The organism is Pseudomonas sp. R37(2017) (genome assembly GCF_002113375.1).
Taxonomy (GTDB): domain Bacteria; phylum Pseudomonadota; class Gammaproteobacteria; order Pseudomonadales; family Pseudomonadaceae; genus Aquipseudomonas.
In genome coordinates, this window is sequence record NZ_NEHO01000007.1 from 1 (window position 1) to 17,983 (window position 17,983).

Annotated in this window: 15 protein-coding genes; 3 read left to right on the plus strand and 12 right to left on the minus strand. The window is 60.7% G+C overall.

Annotated elements, in window-relative coordinates; genetic code table 11:
- Positions 1 to 98: 98 nt before the first annotated feature.
- Genes CAG47_RS28705 through CAG47_RS13335 form a run of 3 tightly spaced genes read left to right on the plus strand, consistent with a single transcriptional unit; the run spans position 99 to position 2,845 of the window.
- Positions 99 to 266: a hypothetical protein gene (locus CAG47_RS28705; protein WP_177408982.1), complete on the plus strand. Its 168-nt coding sequence runs from the start codon at positions 99 to 101 to the stop codon at positions 264 to 266.
- 12 nt (positions 267 to 278) lie between these two features.
- Positions 279 to 1,289 (plus strand): extracellular solute-binding protein, encoded by a 1,011-nt coding sequence (locus CAG47_RS13330; RefSeq protein ID WP_085725329.1) that lies wholly within the window; start codon positions 279 to 281, stop codon positions 1,287 to 1,289.
- Positions 1,289 to 2,845 carry an iron ABC transporter permease gene (locus CAG47_RS13335; RefSeq protein ID WP_085725330.1) on the plus strand — a complete coding sequence of 519 codons (1,557 nt, stop codon included), beginning with the start codon at positions 1,289 to 1,291 and terminating at the stop codon, positions 2,843 to 2,845. The genes CAG47_RS13330 and CAG47_RS13335 overlap by 1 nt, the downstream gene beginning before the upstream one ends.
- Before the next feature lie 120 nt (positions 2,846 to 2,965).
- Here the strand turns inward: CAG47_RS13335 and CAG47_RS13340 are convergent, their stop codons facing one another.
- The 12 genes from CAG47_RS13340 to CAG47_RS13395 all read right to left on the minus strand — a co-directional run bounded on the left by CAG47_RS13340 (position 2,966) and on the right by CAG47_RS13395 (position 17,968).
- Positions 2,966 to 4,900, minus strand: a complete 1,935-nt coding sequence (locus tag CAG47_RS13340; RefSeq protein WP_085725331.1) for a methyl-accepting chemotaxis protein — start codon at positions 4,898 to 4,900, stop codon at positions 2,966 to 2,968.
- A 150-nt stretch (positions 4,901 to 5,050) separates the two neighbouring features.
- The gene (locus CAG47_RS13345) at positions 5,051 to 6,340 is read right to left on the minus strand and encodes an adenylosuccinate synthase (RefSeq protein WP_085725332.1); all 1,290 of its coding nucleotides are present in this window, start codon (positions 6,338 to 6,340) and stop codon (positions 5,051 to 5,053) included.
- A gap of 54 nt (positions 6,341 to 6,394) precedes the next feature.
- Complete coding sequence (locus tag CAG47_RS13350) at positions 6,395 to 7,582, minus strand: ATP phosphoribosyltransferase regulatory subunit (RefSeq protein WP_085725333.1); 1,188 nt, start codon at positions 7,580 to 7,582, stop codon at positions 6,395 to 6,397.
- Positions 7,583 to 7,891: 309 nt separating this feature from the next.
- The gene (gene hflC, locus CAG47_RS13355) at positions 7,892 to 8,761 is read right to left on the minus strand and encodes a protease modulator HflC (protein ID WP_085725334.1); all 870 of its coding nucleotides are present in this window, start codon (positions 8,759 to 8,761) and stop codon (positions 7,892 to 7,894) included.
- The gene (gene hflK, locus CAG47_RS13360) at positions 8,761 to 9,936 is read right to left on the minus strand and encodes an FtsH protease activity modulator HflK (RefSeq protein WP_085725335.1); all 1,176 of its coding nucleotides are present in this window, start codon (positions 9,934 to 9,936) and stop codon (positions 8,761 to 8,763) included. The genes hflC and hflK overlap by 1 nt, the downstream gene beginning before the upstream one ends.
- 96 nt (positions 9,937 to 10,032) lie before the next feature.
- A complete protein-coding gene (gene hflX / locus CAG47_RS13365) occupies positions 10,033 to 11,334 on the minus strand; it encodes a ribosome rescue GTPase HflX (protein ID WP_085725336.1) in 1,302 nt (433 codons plus the stop codon).
- A 12-nt stretch (positions 11,335 to 11,346) separates the two neighbouring features.
- The gene (gene hfq, locus CAG47_RS13370; RefSeq protein WP_003221112.1) at positions 11,347 to 11,607 is read right to left on the minus strand and encodes an RNA chaperone Hfq; all 261 of its coding nucleotides are present in this window, start codon (positions 11,605 to 11,607) and stop codon (positions 11,347 to 11,349) included.
- Positions 11,608 to 11,701: 94 nt separating this feature from the next.
- Positions 11,702 to 12,673 (minus strand): tRNA (adenosine(37)-N6)-dimethylallyltransferase MiaA, encoded by a 972-nt coding sequence (gene miaA, locus CAG47_RS13375; RefSeq protein ID WP_085725337.1) that lies wholly within the window; start codon positions 12,671 to 12,673, stop codon positions 11,702 to 11,704.
- Positions 12,673 to 14,583 (minus strand): DNA mismatch repair endonuclease MutL, encoded by a 1,911-nt coding sequence (gene mutL / locus CAG47_RS13380; RefSeq protein ID WP_085725338.1) that lies wholly within the window; start codon positions 14,581 to 14,583, stop codon positions 12,673 to 12,675. The genes miaA and mutL overlap by 1 nt, the downstream gene beginning before the upstream one ends.
- The gene (locus CAG47_RS13385) at positions 14,580 to 16,010 is read right to left on the minus strand and encodes an N-acetylmuramoyl-L-alanine amidase (RefSeq protein ID WP_085725339.1); all 1,431 of its coding nucleotides are present in this window, start codon (positions 16,008 to 16,010) and stop codon (positions 14,580 to 14,582) included. The genes mutL and CAG47_RS13385 overlap by 4 nt, the downstream gene beginning before the upstream one ends.
- Positions 16,011 to 16,481, minus strand: coding sequence for a tRNA (adenosine(37)-N6)-threonylcarbamoyltransferase complex ATPase subunit type 1 TsaE (gene tsaE / locus CAG47_RS13390; RefSeq protein ID WP_085725340.1), 471 nt, complete (start codon positions 16,479 to 16,481; stop codon positions 16,011 to 16,013).
- Entirely contained in the window at positions 16,469 to 17,968 is a 1,500-nt protein-coding gene (locus CAG47_RS13395; protein ID WP_085725341.1) for an NAD(P)H-hydrate dehydratase, read from the minus strand. Before CAG47_RS13395 ends, tsaE begins: the two co-directional genes overlap by 13 nt.
- Positions 17,969 to 17,983: the final 15 nt, after the last annotated feature.

Sequence of the window (17,983 nt, forward strand, 5' to 3'; positions counted from 1 at the left end):
ACACCCCCACTCAGACGCCGGATAGATGAAAGCAAGCCAAACACAACATCAAAAACAGTATTGCAGAAAAGGGGGTAACCATAGATGTAGGAGCGAGCATGCTCGCGATGGACGTTAACGATGATGCTGGCTGCCTGACACTCCTCGGCACCACTGCGTCCATCGCGAGCGTGCTCGCTCCTACAGAAAAGAGATGGACCACGCAAGGCGCATTTGAGAAACAATATCGTTTATCATTGTTGCAAGTTTTTGCAATGCGACAGTGAGGAACCCTGCGAATGATGCTTCGAAATACCCTGCGCCGCGGCTTGACCACTACCCTGCTCGGCCTGGCACTTGCCTCCCCCCTCACCCAAGCCGCCGACCCGGTTTCCCTGACCCTCTACAACGGCCAACACAAAGAAGTCGGTGACGCAGTCGCCAAAGCCTTCGAAACCAAGACCGGCATCCACGTCAATGTACGCAAAGGCAGCAGCAACCAACTCGCCAGCCAGGTCGTCGAAGAAGGCGATCGCTCCCCTGCCGACGTGATCTACACCGAAGAATCGCCTCCACTGAACAAACTGGGTGAGCAAGGCCTGCTGGCCAAGGCGGATGACGCCACGCTGGCCGTTCTGCCCAAGGAATACGTCGCCGGCAATGGCACCTGGATTGGCGTGACCGCCCGAGTGCGCGTCGTCGCGTTCAACCCCAAACTGATCGACGAAAAAGATCTGCCGAAGTCGGTGATGGAGTTCTCCAATCCAAAATGGCAAGGCAAGGTCGGATTTGTACCCACCAGTGGCGCCTTCCAGGAACAAGCCGTTGCGATCATCAAGGTGCACGGCATGGACGCCGCGGAAGAATGGCTGACCGGGCTGCGCGCATTCGGTAAAACCTACAGCAACAACATGGTTGCACTCAAAGCCGTGGAAAATGGCGAAGTGGCCACCGTACTGGTCAACAACTACTACTGGTTTGCCTTGCAGCGCGAAAAAGGCCAGCTCGATTCCAAACTGCATTATTTCACCGGCGGCGACGTCGGCGGGCTGATCACCGTTTCCAGTGCAGCAGTGCTGAAATCCAGCAAACACCCGAAAGAAGCACAGCAATTGCTCGCCTACATGGCCAGTGAGGAAGGCCAGCGCGTGATCACCCAAACCACCGCCGAATACCCCCTGCACAAAGGCATGGAATCCGATCGCGGGCTCAAGCCATTCAGCGAACTGGAAGCACCGAAAGTCACGCCAGCCGACCTGGGCAATGCCGAAGAGGCCCTGGACCTGGAACGTGACGTTGGCCTGAACTGATGAGCGCATCGCTTTCCGCGCATGACGGGTACGCGCCACGGCGCAAGCGGCCGTCTATCTGGTTGGTCCTGCCGGTTTTGCTACTGGTGGTGCTCAGCCTGCTGCCGTTGGCCTATGTAGGACTCAAGGCCTGGCAAGCAGGCTGGGCCGAGGCACTGCATTTGCTGTGGCGCCCCTATGTGTTCGGACTGTTGCGCAACACCCTGGCACTGATGGTCGGGGTGACACTGGCCTGCGGCGTTATCGGCCTGTCGCTGGCGTGGTTGCTGGAGCGCAGCAACCTTCCAGGCCGGCGCCTGTGGGGCGTGATCCTGTGCCTGCCATTTGCGGTACCGGCGTTTGTCAGCAGCTTTACCTGGGTTTCATTGAGCGCGCATTTCGAAGGGCTCGGCGGGGCAATCCTGGTGATGACGCTCTCCAAATACCCGCTGATTTTCCTGCCGGTGGCGGCGACCCTGCGTAATCTCGACCCCTCACTGGAAGAGTCTGCGCGCACGCTGGGACAAAACCGCTGGGGCGTATTCTTCAAGGTCACCCTACCCTTGCTCTGGCCTTCACTGCTCGCTGGCTCCTTGCTGATTGCCCTGCACATGCTGGTGGAATTCGGCGCGCTGTCGATCATCGGCCTGCAAACCTTCACCACCGCGATCTATCAACAATTCGAGCTGGAGTTCAGCAATGCCAACGCGGCGATGCTCTCCGCCGTACTGTTGATACTGTGTCTGGCGCTGTTGTGGCTGGAGTTGCGCGCGCGCGGCAGAGGTCGACACGTACGCACCGGCCAGGGCGCCGCGCGACAGGCGGAGCAGGTTCAATTGGGGCCGTGGGCAGTGGCAGGACAGCTTTATTGCCTGATGCTGGCCATCATCGGCAGCGGGATTCCGCTGGGCATGCTGGCGTACTGGTTGGCGGTGGGTTCATCGGCAGCGTTTCCCGTGGCGGCCATCGTTGAAGCATTGCTGTCATCCCTCGCACTGTCGCTGGGTGGCGCTGCGGTTTGCCTGGTACTGGCGGTGCCGGTCGGCCTGCTGGTGGTGCGCTACAAAGGTCAATTGGCGATCTGGGCCGAGCGCTTGCCGTACTTGCTTCATGCTCTGCCGGGACTGGTCATTGCCCTGACTCTGGTGTATTTCGCCCTGCACTATGTACCGATGCTGTACCAGACCTCGGCACTGCTGCTGATCGCCTACGCCTTGCTGTTTCTGCCGCTGGCCCAGGCACCCATCCGCACCGCCCTGAACAAGGCAGCACCGCAGCTCGAAGAGGCGGCACGCACGCTGGGCGCCTCGTCTTTCAGCGCCTTTTGCCGGGTGACACTGCCGATCATTTTCCCGGCGCTGGGGGCGGCGTTTGCGCTGGTGTTTCTGGATGCGATGAAGGAACTGACGGCGACTTTGCTGCTGAGTCCGACCGGGCTCAATACATTGGCGACCGAGGTCTGGGCTCATACCGCGAACGTTGAGTTTGCGGCGGCGGCGCCTTATGCGGCGTTGTTGATTGTGGTGTCGGGGTTGCCGGTCTATCTGCTGACGACCCGGATGTATCTGAGCCGCTGAAACCGCTTTCGCGAGCAGGCTCGCTCCCACAGGTTTCGATGGTGAACACAAAGTTTGTGAACACCCCGGGTCAAATGTGGGAGCGAGCCTGCTCGCGAAGGGGCCGGCACCAACAACCGATCACGCTCTGAACTGCCCCAGGCTCGCCTTCAACTGCGCCGCCAGGCCATCCAGCACCTTGCCGCTCGCCGTGGTCTCCACGACGGCTTGCGCCGCTTTCTCGGCCTGGGCGTGAATGGTCTGGACCCGCCCCCGCACTGCCTGCGCGCCCTGAGCCTGATGCGCCGCAGCCTGGGTAGCCAGGCCAATCGCCGCATGCACCTGCTCGACCGATGCCTGCACCGACTGCTGCAACCGCGCACTGTCACGCAACACCAGCAAGCCTTCACTGGCCTGGCGCCCGGCCTGACCAATCGCCGCCACCGCCTCACGCGCGCCTTGCTGCAGCGCAACGATGTGCGCCTGAATATCGCCGGTGGAGCTTTGCGTCTTGCTCGCCAGCGCCCGCACCTCGTCGGCCACCACCGCGAACCCGCGCCCGGTCTCGCCGGCACGTGCTGCCTCAATAGCCGCGTTCAGTGCCAGCAGGTTGGTCTGCTCGGCGATGCCATGAATCACCGTCAACACCACCTCAATCTGTTCACTTTGCTGCGCCAGGCGCTCGATGACCTGCGCCCCGGTATCGACCTGACCGGCCAACGCCTCAATCAGGCTGCCGACCTTCGCCGAAGTTCGAGTGTTTTCATCAGTGGCCTGACGAATGTCCACCACCTGCTTCAGCGCCGCCTGCATGGCATGGCTTTCCGACTGCGCCTCATCGGCCATTTGCGACAGCGCACGCAAACTCTCCGCCACCTCGTCACGCTGCATGCCAGCAGCCGCATCCGCGCCAGCATTGCGCAAGGTCATGGCGCCAATTTCCACACCGGTACGCTGAGCCACATCGCCTGCCTCGCGCACGATCGGCTGCAACTTATCCACAAAGCGATTGACCGCCGAGGCCATGTCGCCGATTTCATCCTTGCTGTTGATCTGCACACGCTTGGTCAGATCACCCTCGCCCGCCGCCAGGTCATCCATGGCGACGATCAGCATTTTCAGGCGATTGACCACTCGGCGACCGAGCACCACCGCCAACAACAGCAGAACACCAAAACCCACTACCGCCAGGCACACACCGATGCGCCAGCGCAAAGTCGCAGCCGCTTCCTGCACGGTGCTGGTGGTGTTGGCTTTCATTTCGGCCGCCGTGGACTGAGCCGACTGCAGACGCGAGCGCATGGCCGCCGCGCTGTCAGCCGCCGCGCCTTTGAGGCTGTCGCCTACCAGTTGATCACTACTGGCGATCAACGCCGAGAAGCGCTTGTCCAGAGCCGCGAGATCGGCCTCCACCGAAGCGGTCGAGACCCCCATCAAAACCTTGCCGATTTCCACGCCATTGGGGTTGATCGAAGCCTCGATGTAGAAGACCGAAGGATCGTTCTTCGCCGCATCCAGTACCTTGTCGAGCGCCCGCTCGCCCTGGCCTTTTTCCAGCAGCGCCTTGTTGATCGGATTTTCCCGGTTGAGGTAGCGCGTCAAGTGCTGGCCGGTGGCATCGTCATACACCACGAACAGCACATTCGGATTGCGTTGGGCCCGACGGGCGAATTCAGACAGTGTCGGAATGTCGTTGTCCCACATGGCGCGGGGCGCGACCGAAGCCAGAAGCTGCGCCATATCGCTGGCGGAATCCTTCAGGTCCTTTTCCAGGGTCGAACGCAATTGCGCCTGCTCTTCCTCAAGTCGCGAGGACAAACCGGCCGTGAGGCGTTGACGGGTACTGGTAGAGAGACTGTCCAGACTGGACGTCACTTCGCGCCCTGCCTGCTCAAGCTCCGTAGAAAGCTTTTGGCTGTCCACGCCCAGGCGCTTACTCAAATCGGCTTCCAATGCGGTCACCGTGCTCCGGGTCAGAGCAACAGCTACCAGCACCTGCACCAAAAGGGCGATACCAAGGGTAACGAACACGGGCCGCAACAAACGGCTTTGTAACAACGAGAGAACGGCAGACATCTGAAATCCCTCTGCTTTGGCGCCATTAAATTGATAGCACGCCGGAAGCAATGCTTTTTTTAATGTTCCCAGCAAAGGTCATGCCGTCCTGCAGACAAATACGACAAAGGCCCCGATCAAGGAGCCTTTGTGTTTTACATCAACAACTTATCAAGCAAACGGATGACGCAGAACGATGGTTTCGTTGCGGTCCGGCCCCGTCGAAATAATGTCGATCGGCGCACCGATCAGCTCTTCGACGCGCTTGATGTAAGCACGGGCGTTAGCTGGCAGCTCTTCGAGGGTTTTGGCACCCACGGTCGACTCGGTCCAGCCCGGTACTTCTTCGTACACAGGCTGCAGGCCCACGTAGCTGTCAGCATCAGTCGGGGCAACGGCCTTGCCTTCCGCATCCTTGTAGCCGACGCAGATGTTGATGGTTTCCAGACCGTCGAGCACGTCCAGCTTGGTCAGGCAGATGCCCGAGATGCTATTCACATCGATAGCGCGACGCAGGATAACAGCGTCGAACCAGCCACAACGACGTGCACGGCCGGTTGTCGCACCGAACTCGTGACCTTGTTTAGCCAGGTGCGCACCGACTTCGTCGAACAGCTCAGTCGGGAATGGACCCGAACCTACACGCGTGGTGTAAGCCTTGGTGATGCCCAGGATGTAGTCAAGGAACATGGGACCAACGCCCGAACCGGTAGCAACGCCGCCAGCGGTGGTGTTGGAGCTGGTCACGTACGGGTAGGTACCGTGGTCGATGTCCAGCAGAGAGCCTTGGGCGCCTTCGAACATGATGTCTTTGCCAGCGCGACGCAGGTCGTGCAGCTCAGCGGTCACGTCCAGCATCAGCGGCTTGAGCAGCTCAGCGTATTCTTTGCATTCGGCCAGGGTCTTGTCGAATTCGATGGCCGGCTCTTTGTAGTAACCCACCAGCATGAAGTTGTGGTAATCCACCAGTTCACGCAGCTTGTCTTCAAAGCGCGGCATGTTGAGCAGGTCGCCCACACGCAGGCCACGACGTGCAACCTTGTCTTCGTAGGCCGGACCGATGCCGCGACCGGTAGTACCGATCTTCAGCTCGCCACGGGCCTTTTCACGGGCCTGGTCCAGCGCAACGTGGAAGGACAGGATCAGCGGGCAGGAAGGGCTGATACGCAGGCGCTCGCGCACCGGTACGCCTTTCTCTTCCAGCTTGACGATTTCCCGCATCAAGGCGTCAGGTGCAACCACCACGCCATTGCCGATCAGGCACTGCACACCTTCGCGCAGCACGCCCGACGGAATCAGGTGCAGAACGGTCTTTTCACCGTCGATCACCAGAGTGTGGCCAGCGTTGTGGCCACCTTGGTAGCGCACTACGGCGGCAGCATGTTCGGTCAGCAGATCAACGATCTTGCCTTTGCCCTCATCACCCCACTGGGTGCCCAGGACTACGACATTCTTACCCATAACACTTGTCCTCATTCGCGCAAACTTGGTGCCGGCGGCAGCCGGCGGGAAAACTCAAGAAGCCAGTGGCGATACTTGCCAAAGCCCGTTCTGCTGAATCAATTGACGGTCGCAGTCCGCTTCACGGGCGGCGGCCAAAGGTTGTCCAGGCAAAGCCTGAACGACACGCTGACCCTCACTGCGCAACTGGCAAACCTGCTGCCAGAGTGCCGCATCCGTACTGTCAGGCATCCAGATACCGCCAGACGGTAGCTCGATCTCAGCACGCCCCAGGGTCACCAGGGTTTTCAAATCGGTAGAGAAACCGGTTGCCGGACGGGCACGACCGAAGTCGGCGCCGATGTCGTCGTAACGACCGCCCTGGGCAATGGACTGACCAACACCCGGTACGAACACGGCGAACACCACACCGGTGTGGTAGTGGTAACCGCGCAGCTCGCCCAGATCGAAATACAGCGGCAGCTCAGGGAAACGCACGGACAGCCGCTCGGCAATCGCCAGCAAGTCGTCCAGCGCCGCCAGTACAGGGGCCGGCGCCTTGGCCAGACGCTCGCGGGCTGCGCTCAATACTTCACGACCGCCACACAGATCGACCAACGCACGCAACATGCCCGACAGATCGGCAGGCAAGCCTTCGGTCAAGGTAATGACCTCATCGATGGCCTTGCGTTGCAAAGCATCGAACAACTGCTGCTCGACTTCACCAGACAAACCAGCCGCGCGGGCCAGGCCACGGTAGATGCCAACATGACCCAGGTCCATGTGCACATCCGGCACATCGGCCAGTTGCAGCATGGCCAGCATCAGACTGATGACTTCGACGTCGCTGCCTGGGCTAGCGTCGCCGTACAGCTCGGCACCCAGTTGAATCGGGCTGCGCGAGGACGACAATGCACGAGGCTGGGCATGCAGCACGCTACCGGCATAGCACAGGCGGCTCGGACCTTCCCGGCGCAGGGTATGCGCATCGATGCGCGCCACTTGCGGCGTGATGTCAGCCCGGAAACCCATCTGCCGACCCGATTGCGGGTCGATGACCTTGAAGGTGCGCAGATCCAGATCCTGGCCTGCGCCAGTCAGCAGGGATTCCAGGTACTCGATATGGGGAGTCACGACAAACTCGTAACCCCAGCTCTGGAACAGATCCAACACCTGACGACGCGCGACTTCAATACGCGCAGCTTCCGGTGGCAGTACTTCTTCGATGCCATCTGGCAGAAGCCAGCGGTCTACCGTTGCCATTACGCCTTCCCCTATCTCCGGGCAGCCAGCCTGTCGGCGAGCCTTGAGTGAAGCAGAAAATGATCGGCTCATGCACAAACCACGGGCATGAGCGACGAAGCGAAAAGCCTTTACCGGCTTCGCCAACCACTTTCCTCGAAAAACTGTCGAGCCAATTGGCCCGGCATCTGCTCAAAAAACAGCAATCAAACGTGCAGACGCAAAAAAGCCGGGAATTTCCCGGCTGCCGCATCATACACACGTTTTCCCAAAGGATCACCCCGCCAGAGCTTTTAGCCGCCCGGCGGAGTGATTCAGGTCAACGTCGTATCAAGGCTTGGCTTTTTCCAGGTAGCGGAAGAAGTCGCTGCTTGGGTCGAGGACCATGACGTCGGATTTGTTCGCGAAACTTTCACGGTAGGCACGCAGGCTACGATAGAACGCGTAGAACTCCTGATCCTGACCGTAGGCCTTGGAATAGATCGCAGCAGCCTGGGCATCGCCATCACCGCGAACCTCTTCGGATTCACGATAGGCTTCAGCCAGCAGCACGCGGCGCTGACGATCGGCGTCGGCACGGATGCCCTCGGCCAGCTCGTTACCCTTGGCGCGGTGCTCGCGAGCTTCACGCTCACGCTCGGTGCTCATACGCTCGAACACACTGCGGTTCACTTCTTTCGGCAAGTCGATGGCCTTGACCCGGACATCGACAACTTCGATGCCCAACTCTTTCTCGGCCATCTTGTTCAGCGAAGCCGTGATATCCGCCATCAGCGCATCGCGCTCACCAGAGACCACTTCATGCAGGGTGCGCTTACCGAACTGGTCACGCAGGCCCGATTCCAGACGACGGGACAGACGCTCGTCGGCGATCTGCTTGAGGCCGGAAGTCGCGGTGTAGTAACGCTCCGCGTCCTTCACGCGCCACTTGGCATAGGCATCGACCATCACGGCTTTCTTTTCCAGCGTCAGGAAGCGCTGCGTCGGTGCATCCAGCGTCATCAGGCGTGCGTCGAATTTACGCACCTGGTTAACGTAAGGCACTTTCACATGCAGGCCTGGCTGAACATCGGTCTGAACCACGCGACCGAACTGCAGCAACACCGCACGCTCGGTCTGAGCCACGATGTAGAAGCAGTTCCAGGCAGCGATCGCCACGACGACGCCGACAATAAGGGCGATCAGCGATTTATTGCTCATCAGCGACTCTCCCTGGTACGTGCTTGCTGTTGCTGCAGGTCTGCTGCCGCACGCACATTCGCTTCATTGCTGGTGGCTGCCGAACTGCTGATCGGAGCACTGACGCTGCGTCCACTTTCGACCATCTTGTCCAGCGGCAGGTACAGCAGGTTGCTCTGGCCATTCTTGTTGCCGGTCACGAGTACCTTGCTGGTGCTGCTGAAGACTTCCTGCATGGTGTCCAGGTACAGACGCTGGCGGGTGACTTCAGGTGCCTTGCGGTACTCGGCGACCAGCTTGGTGAAGCGATCGGCCTCACCCTTGGCGCGCGAGACGGTTTCGTCACGGTAACCATTGGCATCCTCAAGGATGCGCTGGGCCTGACCACGCGCTTCCGGCACAACGCCGTTGGCATAGGTTTCAGCCTGGTTGCGCGAACGCTGCTCGTCTTCCCGGGCGCGGATCACGTCATCGAAGGCTTCCTGGACTTCACGCGGTGCCGCTGCGCTCTGAACGTTGACCTGGGTGACGGTGATACCGGTGCGATAGGTATCCATGAAGCGCTGCAGACGCTCCTTGATCTCACTGGCCATCAACTCACGACCCTCGGTCAGCACCTGGTCCATCGCGGTGGAGCCCACCACATGGCGCAAGGCGCTGTCGGTCGCGTGCTGCAGGCTGATTTCCGGCTGATCGACGCTCAGCACGAAGTCCTGCAGGTTGCTGATCCTGTACTGCACGGTCAGCGGCACTTCGACGATGTTTTCGTCTTCAGTCAGCATCTGGCCCTGCTTGGTGTAGGCACGCTCGCGCGTGACGTTTTCCATGTACTTCTTGTCGATCGGCGGGAAGTAGATATTCAGGCCCGGCCCCACGGTTTCGTAGTACTTGCCGAAGCGCAGCACCACGGCTTGCTCCTGTTCGTCGACGACATAAACCGCGCTGTACAGCCAAACGGCGGCCAACACGACCAGGCCGATGCCGAGCAAGCCGCCAAAGCCGCCACTCTTGCCCGGACCACCGCCGTCGTCGCCACCACGTTTCTTACCACCACCGAACAAACCGTTCAGGCTTTCCTGCAGCTTTCGGAAGGCCTCGTCGAGATCCGGTGGTCCCTTGCGGTCGCCGTTGTTACGACGCTTGCCACCCCAGGGATCCTGATTATTCGAGTTGCCACCCGGCTCATTCCAAGCCATAGCGCTCTCCATCTGATAAAGCAAAGACGCACCCACGGCGCGCCGACCAATGCTACAGAATGCCTGTCACCACGGCACAACCGCTTTCTCAGGCTTTTATTGCAAAGTGTGTTGCTCGATGAATTCCATCGGTTGCAAACCTTCGCGGCTCACCAGCCGATTCAATTCGGCCCGTGGCAAACGAACGGCCAGTAAACTGATGCCTTCGTCATCGTGTTCTTCTTTCTGTACCGCACCGAGTTCGAAAAACTGCGCACGCAGTCGAGCAAAACGGCTGGGCAGGCGCAAGGTGCCAACAAACAACTCCTCGCCAAGCAACTCGGCCACGGCCTGCCTGAGCAGGTCCAGACCTGTACCATCTTTCGCCGAAAGCCAGACCCGTTGCGGCTTGCCATCGGCATCGCGCTGGATCTGCGGCTCCACGCCCTCGAGCAAATCGAGTTTGTTATAGACCTCCAGGATCGGCAAGTCTTGAGCCCCGATCTCTCCGAGCACCACCATGACCTGTTCAATCTGGGCCATACGCTCAGGCTCATGGGAGTCGATCACGTGCAGCAACAGATCGGAGTTGCTCGACTCTTCGAGCGTAGCTCGAAATGCCTCGACCAGCTTGTGCGGCAAATGCCGAATGAAGCCCACGGTGTCCGCCAGCACGATCGGGCCCAGATCCTCGAGTTCGAGTCGGCGCAAGGTCGGATCGAGGGTGGCGAACAATTGGTCAGCTGCGAAGACTTCGGAATCGGTGACCGAGTTGAACAGCGTCGATTTGCCGGCGTTGGTATAACCCACCAGGGAAACCGTCGGAATGTCAGCCCGCTTGCGGCCGCGACGTGACTGCTCGCGCTGGCTGCGAACCTTTTCCAGGCGTCCCTTGATTTGCCTCAGGCGCACTCGCAACAGGCGCCGGTCGGTTTCCAGCTGGGTTTCACCCGGACCGCGCAGACCGATACCGCCTTTCTGTCGCTCGAGGTGAGTCCAGCCGCGAACCAGCCGCGTGCTCATGTGCTCAAGCTGGGCCAGTTCGACCTGGAGCTTGCCTTCATGGGTACGGGCGCGTTGGGCGAAGATATCGAGAATCAGACCCGTGCGGTCGATCACGCGACACTCGAAAACACGTTCGAGGTTACGTTCCTGACTGGGCGTGAGGATGTGATTGAAAATCACCAGATCTGCCTGCTCGGCTTTGACCAGGTCGCGAAGTTCCTCGACCTTGCCGCTGCCAATCAGGTATTTGGCGGTTGGCCGATTGCGCGGCACGTTGAAAAACGCGGCGGTCTCGGCGCCAGCCGACGTTGCCAACTCCTGGAACTCCTGCGGATCTTCGCGCGCCTCAGGGTCCTGACCATCCAAGTGAACGAGAATGGCTCGCTCACCACCACCGTGGCGCTCAAAGAACAAAGGAGACTCCTATCAGGCGTTACCTGGCTCAGCGTCACCTGCATCGGATTCGGTCGCGCTAGGCAGACGAATTGGACGCACCGGCACCACTGTAGAGATAGCGTGTTTGTAGACCATCTGGCTTACGGTGTTTTTCAGCAGGATGACGAACTGGTCGAACGACTCGATCGTACCTTGCAGTTTGATACCGTTGACCAGGTAGATGGACACCCCAACTTTCTCTTTACGTAAAGTATTCAAGTAAGGGTCTTGTAGCGAATGCCCTTTTGACATGTGCCGCACTCCTTTAAGGATTCAATATAAAAAAATAGGTAAACAGATGGCTTCAGCCGCCACACCCCCAAGGATAGACGGCAATTGCAAGGACTCAGCTCAATATGGAGATGGTCCCTAGGTATTTCAAGGCGCGTGGCAGATTGTCGCAATCCAGACTGTCCAGCCAATGCAGATCAGTCCAACTGCGCAGCCAGGTGAACTGGCGTTTCGCCAATTGGCGCGTGGCAATGATTCCACGCTCCTGCATCTCGGCTGACGTCAGCTTGCCATCCAGGTAGTCCCAGACTTGGCGGTAGCCTACTGCACGTATAGACGGCAACCCGGCATGCAGGTCACTTCTCTTGCGCAGGGCTACGACCTCGTCAATGAATCCCTGTTCCAACATTAAAGTGAATCTTTGTTTAATTCGCTCGTGCAGTACCTGGCGATTTGCCGGGGCAATAGCCAAGTTTGCAACAGTATAGGGCAATTGTTGCCGCCCCGAAGCGGCTGCTTCAGTACTTTGCACAGATTGTTTCAATCGCAGGGCAGTCATGCTTTGACCGCTGACACGATAAACTTCCAGCGCTCGACTCAAACGCTGGGGATCGTTCGGATGTATTCGCGCCGCAGACTCCGGATCGATCACCGCCAATTGTTCGTGCAAGGCTTGCCAGCCAAGGCGCGCAGCCTCTTCTTCGATTTGCGCACGGACGTCGGGGTCGGCAGCCGGCATATCCGCCAGACCTTCAACCAAAGCCTTGTAATAAAGCATGGTGCCGCCCACCAGCAGCGGAATTTTTCCGCGCGCGGTGATATCGGCCATGGCTTCCAGGGCGTCGCGGCGGAAATCCGCGGCCGAATAGCTTTCGGCCGGGTCGAGAATATCGATCAGGCGATGCGGATACTGTGCCAGCAGCTCTTTGGAAGGCTTGGCGGTACCGATGTCCATGCCACGGTAGACCAGTGCCGAATCGACGCTGATCAACTCGCACGGCAGGACTTTGCTGAGTTCGATGGCCAGGTCGGTCTTGCCGGCGGCGGTCGGACCCATCAGGAAAATCGCAGGTGGGAACTGGCTCATCAACGACCGCGCAAAAACAGTTTGTCCAGATCGTCAAGGCCCAGCTGGGTCCAGGTCGGTCGGCCATGGTTGCATTGACCGCTGCGCTCGGTGTTTTCCATGTCACGCAGCAGACCGTTCATTTCCGGCAGGGCCAGGCGCCGATTCGCGCGAACCGCGCCGTGGCAGGCCATGGTCCCGAGCAATTCGTTCAGGTGCGCCTGAATGCGATCACTGGTGCCGAACTCCATCAGATCAGCCAGTACGTCGGCGACCAGCCGGTTGGCTTCGGCCTGTTTGAGCAGTGCCGGGATCTGCCGGATCGCCAGGGTTTCCGGGCCCAGGCGCTGCAACTCAAAGCCCAGGCGCTGGAACCAGGCGACATGCTCCTCGGCGCAATCGGCTTCACGCTGGCTGACGGCCAGGGATTCCGGCACCAACAACGGCTGGCCACTCAAGCCTTCGCTGGCCATGGCGACCTTCAGACGTTCGTACATGATCCGCTCATGCGCGGCATGCATGTCCACCAGCACCAGGCCCTGGGCATTCTCCGAAAGGATGTAGATACCCTTGAGTTGTGCCAGCGCATAACCCAGCGGCGGAATGTCATCCTGCCCGGCCGGTAGCGCGACAGCATTGGCCTCGGGCAGCGGTGCAAAAAACTCGCGATAGGCGGCCTTCGCTTCAGCGACAGGCACACCGGACTGCGGACGCGGGGTGTATTGATACTGATAACCCGCGCCAGAACCCGACCCCGCCGGCGTATTGAACGACGGCTGAGCCTGGGGCTGCTCCAGCAGTGCGTTGGCGGCCAGGCGCATTTCGCCCTGAGGCCCGAACTCGCCGGCTTCGAGGCCGGTGGGCCGAACGATGGCAGTGGCAACCGGCGTCGCCAGATGGTCGTCCGGTCGCACATCGCCCAGGGCGCGGTGCAAGGTGCCGTAGAGGAAGTCGTGAACCATGCGCCCTTCACGGAAGCGCACTTCGTGCTTGGTCGGGTGCACATTGACGTCGACGCCGGTCGGATCGACTTCGAAAAACAGTACGAAGGTCGGGTGCCGACCGTTGAACAGCACGTCGCGATAAGCCTGGCGTACCGCGTGGGCCACCAGCTTGTCGCGCACGGCACGGCCATTGACGAAGAAATACTGCAAGTCGGCCTGGCTGCGATTGAAGGTCGGCAAGCCAACCCAACCCCACAGACGCAGACCGTTGCGCTCGATTTCTATCGGCAGTGCCTGCTCCAGGAATCCAGGACCGCAGATCGCCGCCACGCGCCGGGCGCGGGCCGCTTCATCCCGGGCTTCGTGCAGACTGAGGATGGTCTTGCCGTTGTGGCGCAAATGGAACGCCACATCGAAGCGCGCCAGCGCCAGACGCCTGATCACTTCTTGCAGGTGATCGAATTCGGTTTTTTCGCTTTTGAGAAACTTGCGTCGTGCCGGCGTATTGAAAAACAGATCGCGCACTTCCACCGATGTGCCCACCGGATGAGCCGCCGGCTGTACCCGGGCCGCCATTTCACGGCCCTCGGTCTCGACCTGCCATGCCTGATCGGCGTCGCGGGTCCGGGAGGTCAGGGTCAGGCGCGCGACGGAGCTGATCGATGCCAGGGCCTCGCCGCGAAAACCCAGGCTCATGACCTGTTCGAGGTCTTCCAGGTTGCGGATCTTGCTGGTGGCGTGACGAGCCAGGGCCAGGGGCAGATCGTCGGCGGAAATTCCGCTGCCATCGTCGCGCACCCGCAGCAGCTTGACACCACCCTGCTCCACATCGACGTCGATGCGCCTGGCACCGGAGTCAAGGCTGTTTTCCAGCAGCTCCTTGATCACCGAAGCCGGGCGCTCGACCACCTCACCCGCGGCAATCTGGTTCGCCAGTCGCGGACTGAGCAGCTCGATTCGCGCGCCGTTGTTCACGACCTGGTTCATTCTTTGGCCGCCAATTCAGTGCCCGGGATAGTCAGGTGCTGACCGATCTTGAGCTCATCGCTCGACAGGTTGTTGGCGCTGCGCAGGGTCGCGGGCGATACCTGATAGCGCACGGCGATCATTGCCAGGGTCTCGCCCGGGTTGACGCGGTGGTCACGTGGACCCTGCACAATCTTGCCAGAGTCACGCAGCCAGGCGATGTAAGTGCCGGGTGGCGGGTTCTGCTGGAAGAACTGGCGCACGCCGCTGCTGATCGAACGCGCCAGTGCCTGCTGGTGGCTTGATGCGGCGAGCTTAGAGGCTTCGTTGGCGTTGGAGATAAACCCGGTTTCCACCAGGATCGACGGAATATCCGGCGACTTCAGCACCATGAACCCGGCCTGTTCGACCCGCTGCTTGTGCAGAGGGGTCACCCGGCCGATGTTGCTCAGCACCTTCTGGCCAACGTTAAGGCTGGATGTCAGGGATGCCGTCATCGACAGGTCAAGCAGCACCCCGGCAAGCATGCGGTCCTTGTCATCGAGGCTGACGTTACCGGCGCCACCGATCAGGTCGGAGCGGTTTTCGCTATCGGCCAGCCAGCGGGCCGTCTCCGAAGTCGCGCCGCGATCGGACAGGGCAAATACCGAAGCACCGAAAGCGGCGGCGGAAGGCGCGGCGTCGGCGTGGATCGAGACGAACAGGTCGGCGCCTTTCTTGCGGGCGATTTCGGTACGGCCGCGCAACGGAATGAAGTAGTCGCCGGTACGGGTCAGTTCAGCGCGGAAGCCTTTCATGCCGTTGATCTGACGCTGTAGTTCGCGGGCGATCTGCAACACCACGTCTTTCTCACGCTGACCGCGAGAACCCGATGCTCCTGGGTCTTCGCCACCGTGTCCGGCATCGATGACCACAATGATGTCGCGCTTGCCGGCCGGGGCCGGTGGCAACTTGATTGCCGGCTCGACTGGCGTGACCGGCACTGCAGGCACGGTGGCGACCGACGGTGTGGGCGCGGGAGGAGGCGCGGCATCCGCGGCGTTATCGAACAGATCGACCACCAGGCGGTTGCCATACTGGGCGTTCGGCGCCAGGGAGAAGCTTTTCGGCGTTACCGCCTTTTTCAGGTCGATGACCACCCGCAGGTCGGTCGGCGTGCGTTGAGCCGAGCGCATGGCGGTAATCGGGGTGTTCGAGGTGTTGACGTTGAGCGGCGCACCGAGGGTCGCGCCATTGATGTCGATGACCAGGCGATCCGGAGCCGTCAGGGTAAAGACGCTGTGCTGCACCGGCCCGGTCAGGTCAAACACCAGTCGTGTGTTGTCCGGTGCTCGCCACAGACGAACACTGTTGACCTTCGAATCGGCCACAGCGTCGACGGTCACCGCCAAAAACAACACCCCTACGGCAGCCACCAACGCTCGAAAGCGCATACCTAACCCCATCATCTATTTGGATTCCAATGCCAAGGCGGCACACCAGGCCTCGCCACGCGAACCCTGGGATAAAATTGTCAGCGAACGCCCGCTGTCTTGCGGGCTAATGGTAATGGTCAGGTCCGGCTTTGGCAAAAAGCCTTCACCTTTGTCGGGCCACTCGATCAGACACAGTGCATCGTCTTCGAAATAGTCGCGGATACCGAGGAACTCCAGTTCTTCCGGATCGACCAGACGGTACAAATCGAAATGGAAGGCACGAACGTCGCCGACCACATAGGGCTCAACCAGGGTGAAGGTCGGGCTTTTCACGGCCCCGACATGTCCAAGTCCGCGGATGATGCCTCGGGACAACGTGGTTTTGCCCATTCCCAGGTTGCCCTCGAGGAAAATCAGGCCATGCCCTTTTGTGATCTGTGCGATACGCGCGCCAAACGCGGTCATCGCCTCTTCATCCGCCAGGTACAGGGTTACTTCAGACACGGTGCATGCTCCTCCAACAACTGACGAATGGCTGGTATCAGATCACTGGCCGCCAGCCCACGGCCCGATTTACCTTGTTGCTCACCGGCATTGGCGTGCAGCCAGACCGCCAGGCAGGCTGCGTCGAATGCCTCCATGCCCTGGGCCAGCAACGCGCCGATCACACCGGCCAGAACATCACCCAAACCGGCGGTAGCCATCGCCGGATGACCCTGATGACACAACGCCAGGCGCCCGTCAGGACTGGCGACCAGACTCCCCGCGCCCTTGAGCACCACGACCGCTGTATATTTTTTGCTCAACGCATGGGCCGCAGCCGGTCGATCCGCCTGAACCTGGGCCGTACTCATTCCGAGCAAACGCGCGGCCTCCCCCGGATGTGGCGTGATCACGCAGTCCGCGGGCAAACTCACACGCTCCCCAGCCAACATATTCAGTGCATCGGCGTCCCAGACTTGCGGTAGCGGTGCGTTGGCGGCGGCCGATAACAGGCTGCACCCCCAACCAGCCTGCCCCAGTCCCGGACCGACAACCAGTACAGAAACTTTTTGAAGCAAACCCATCAACTGATTGGCTGACGAAGTGCCCAGCACCATCGCCTCGGGCAACCGCGCCAGTGCGGCGGGGACATGTTCGCTGCGAGTCGCCACCGAGACCATGCCCGCGCCGCTGCGCAGGGCGCTTTGGGCACTGAGCAGGATTGCACCACCGAACCCGCGATCACCGCCGATCAGCAGCACATGCCCGAATCGGCCCTTATGGGAAGCAGGGGCCCGGGGGGCCAGGCGCGGCAGATTATCAGCCGTGAGACGACGGGCACTGGTCGGCGCCCCCCCAAGCACCTGCGGATCGGCGTGCAGGTCATTGAAAACCAGCTCACCCACGACATCCGCCGCATCACCGGTGAACAAGCCCAGTTTCAGGCCGATGAAGGTGACCGTCAGATTTGCTCGCACCGCGCAGCCGAGGAGGCGACCGGTATCGGCGCATAAGCCGGAAGGGATATCTACCGCCACGACTGGCAGTCCACTGGCATTGATCGCGGCGATGACACTGGCGTACGGCTCGCGCACCTCACCGGTCAGGCCAGTACCCAACAAGGCGTCCAGCACAATGCCACGCAACTCGGACCGGACACCCCAGGACTCGATGGTGACGCTTTCAGACACCGCCTCGGCATGGGCCAATGCCGCATCCCCCTGCAGACGTTGCCGATCCCCCACCGCCAGCACCCGAACCGACCAACCGGCACGCTGGGCCAATGCGGCCACCAGATACCCGTCTCCGGCGTTGTTGCCGTGACCGGTCAGTACACTCAGTTCGTTCGCTGTCGGCCATTGTCGCACCAGCGCCCGCCACGTCGCCCGCGCGGCGCGCTGCATCAGTTCGAAGCCTGGTGTGCCGGCGGCGATCAGGCTCGCGTCGAGCCCTCGGACCTGCGCGGCGCTGTACAGCGCGTCGGGAAATTCATCTTTAGTGTGCGGCATGCGTCTTCGGGCTCC